Annotated in this window: 2 protein-coding genes; both read right to left on the reverse strand. The window is 74.0% G+C overall.

The genetic code is table 11. From position 1 onward, the window contains the following. A partial coding sequence (locus EEJ42_RS32540; protein WP_184503379.1) for a PucR family transcriptional regulator ligand-binding domain-containing protein occupies nucleotides 1–554 on the reverse strand: 554 nt, incomplete at its 3' end. A gap of 146 nt (nucleotides 555–700) precedes the next feature. Next, nucleotides 701–2,774, reverse strand: a 2,074-nt coding sequence (locus EEJ42_RS32545) for a type IV secretory system conjugative DNA transfer family protein (RefSeq protein ID WP_342778362.1), incomplete at its 5' end; no start/stop codon positions are given.

Below are 2,774 nucleotides of genomic sequence, written 5' to 3' on the forward strand. Positions count from 1 at the left end.
CAGTCGGGGGCGGCGGCGACCACGGAGCCGGAGGCGTCGTAGAGCGCCGCCCAGCCGTCGACGTGCGCGGCGAGCCGGGCGAGCAGCGCGGCGGGCCCCTCGGCGCCGATCGCGGCGCGGGTCAGCTCGCGCTGTGCCTCGAACCCGGCGGTCACCGCGCGGTACTGGTCGGCGGCTATCGCCGCCGAGACGGCCTTGCTGATGGCGATGAAGGGCGTACGGCGCGGCACCACGAGCAGCGGCAGCCCCTCCTGCTTGGCCGCGGCCACGAGCGCCGTCGGCACCTCGTCGTAGGCGACGCCGACCGCGAAGCCCAGCCCCACCACCCCCGCGTCGGCCAGCCGCCGGACATAGCGGGCCATCTCCTCCGGGTCCTCGGCGTCCAGCTTCATCGCGGTGATGAGCAGCAGCTCGCCGCCCTCCATGTACGGCACGGGGTCGGCGAGCTCGCTGACATGGGCCCAGCGCACCGGCGTCTCCAGCCGGTCCTCTCCCGCGAGGACGGACAGCTTGAGCGCGGTGTGGTGGACGAGTGAGGCGAGCGTGGGAGGCATGGCACCTTCGATGCGGATGCGACGACGGAATACGACGACGAATGCGACTTCACCGTCCCGTATGAACGGCTACTGCCGATTCTGCCTCAATGGACGAATGCGTGGTATCCGCGCCGAGAACGTCACCTCTCGAGCCGACTGGTGGCTCAGCCGCGCAGATCCACCAGCACCGGCGGCCCGCCCTCACCCCGCACCGACGTCACCGACAGCACCGCGTGCCCGGCCGGGACCGAATGCGCCAGCTCGGACGCGGACCAGCGCTCGCGCTCCACCTTCCGCACGGTCACGGACTGGGTGGTGACGGCCTTCCCTGTCACCACCTTGCGGATGAAGTGCAGGACCTTGGTGAACGGTTCGTCCGAGATGATCTGCCGGTCCGTGACGTCCCGGGTCTCGACCCACTCCGTACCCCACACCTCCGCGAACCGGGCCCCGTCCCACGTCGTCACCCCGGCGCAGGCCATCCGGCAGCCGACCGCCCCCAGCAGCGCGCTGCGCAGCGTCTCGGGAACGTCGTCGAGGGTGCGGAGGGTGAGCACCGCGCCCGCGTGGGCGGCGCGGAGGCGCTGGATACCGCGCAGCGCCTCGGGGGTGATGGTGTGCGACGCGTCGTCGAGGACCAGGCACGCGAAGAGCGACCGGTCGGCACGGCCCGCCGCGCACTCGGTGAATTGCGCGAGCACGAGACGGGCCAGCATGCGGGACGCCTCGGCGTGCCCGCGCTCCGGCAGATCGATCCGGACCCGCAACGGGTGCTCGAGGGCACGGAGGGAAAACGGCCGCCGGTTGCCGGTGGTGTCGAAGAAGTCGGCGAACGCGGGCCGGTCCAGCAGCGCGATCCGGTCGGCCAGCAGCGCCCCCACATCCCCGGGCGCGCCGGACTGCCGCACCCGCGCCTCCAGCTCACGCGCCTGCGCCCGCTCACCTGCCGCGTCGAGCGCCTCGCGCAGCGCGCCCACCGCCGCCTTCGCGCCGTCCAGCAGCTCGCGCAGTTCCGGCACGGACGGGAAGCGGCCGTGCGCGGCACGGTAGGGACCCAGCAGCTGGGCCAGCGCCGTGGCCGCCCGGCGGCTGTCACCGCCGGGCAGCGAGGCGGCCATGTCGCCGATCAGTGCCTCGGCGAGGATGCCCGCGGCCTCGTCGGGATCCGTGGTGCCGCCGTAGAGGTCGAAGTCGTAGCCGGAGTCGGGGCGGCCGATCTTCACGACGACGTCGAACGCCTCGTCAGGCCCCAGCCCCGCCCCCGCGGGCCCCACGGCCACCACCGCGACCCGCCCGGCGAGCGCCTGGAGACACAGCGACTCCACGACGGGCCGCACCAGCCGCCCGGTCTTCCCCGACCCGGGCGGCCCAACGGCGAGCAGCGAGGTCCCCAGTACGTCGGGGTCGAGCGCGAGCCCGGCGCCGCGGTGCTGGTAGGGATTGCGCAGATCGTCGACGGCGGTCCCGAGCCGGACCTGGCGGGCGAGCAGATCGTGCTCGGCCGTGCGCCCGGGCAGATCCCGGGCACCGGACGGATGGCCGTGCGAGGCGGCGCCGTGGCGCAGCACGGTGTCGGTGAACGTGGCGAGCGAATTCCGTCCGGCCCGCACCAACTGCCAGGCGTGCTCGATCCGCGCGTGATCGACGTCGTTCATCGCCCCGGCCCGCGCCTCGGCAGCCAGCCGATCAGCCGCCCCGTGCGCCCCGGCGGCCCGCAGATGCGGCCACTCGACGGGATCGGCCTCGGGCCGACTCGGCGCGGCCGCCGCGTCCGTCTCGTCCCAGGCGCGCCGGAAGAGGGGGGTGACGTAGCGGCGCCAGACTTCGGGCCAGTGGCCGACGCGGCCGAAGAGGACGGCGATGACGCACGCGACGAGCGCTTCATAGAGGTACTGGGCCCACCAGCCTGGCCCCATCACCTCGCCTCCCACCTCGTACCACGCGTCCGGTGTGAGGAGATAGAGAGGCCAGTACCAATATCCACCGAGATAGCCGTTGTACAGCAGTGACCAGACCAGCCACCCGCAGAGCGCGGCGATGACCGCCCCGCTCAACAACCGGCGCCCGGGAATCCGGTCCGGGTCCTCCGGCGGCTTGGGCCTGTGCCCATACGCCCACACCCCCGGCCCCGCCGCCTCGGCGCGCGGCGTACGCAGCCAGGCGACGAAGGACGGCCGCGCGCCCGGAGCCGTCGCACCCGGCCCCGTGGGCCCGCCCGGAGCCGTGGGCGCGCCCGAC

Source organism: Streptomyces botrytidirepellens (assembly GCF_003721215.1).
GTDB lineage: Bacteria > Actinomycetota > Actinomycetes > Streptomycetales > Streptomycetaceae > Streptomyces > Streptomyces himastatinicus.